This window comes from Leucobacter celer subsp. astrifaciens, assembly GCF_001273835.1.
Taxonomy (GTDB): Bacteria; Actinomycetota; Actinomycetes; order Actinomycetales; family Microbacteriaceae; genus Leucobacter; species Leucobacter celer.
The window spans coordinates 1-241 of record NZ_JHEI01000127.1; the positions used below are offsets into that span (position 1 = coordinate 1).

Annotated in this window: 1 protein-coding gene; it reads left to right on the forward strand. The window is 59.8% G+C overall.

The features are described from left to right. Positions 1–241, forward strand: a 241-nt coding sequence (locus AMS65_RS00445) for a family 78 glycoside hydrolase catalytic domain (RefSeq protein ID WP_157501985.1), incomplete at both ends; no start/stop codon positions are given.

The following is a 241-nucleotide window of genomic DNA, read 5'->3' on the forward strand; positions in this document are numbered from 1 at the left end:
CGCGTGTTCCGGTACGTCGAGATCGTCGGGGCGCCGGAACCTGTCACTCTTGAGAACCTCTCGGCGCTCGCGCTGGTGTACCCGTTCGACGCCGAGGATTCGACCTGCGTGTCGTCGGATACGAACCTCAACCAGGTGTACAAGCTCTCGAAGAACACCATCGAGTCGCTAAATGTGAACGTCTACACCGACTCGTGGACCCGTGAACGCACCAACTACGAGGAGGACGCGTATCTGCAGC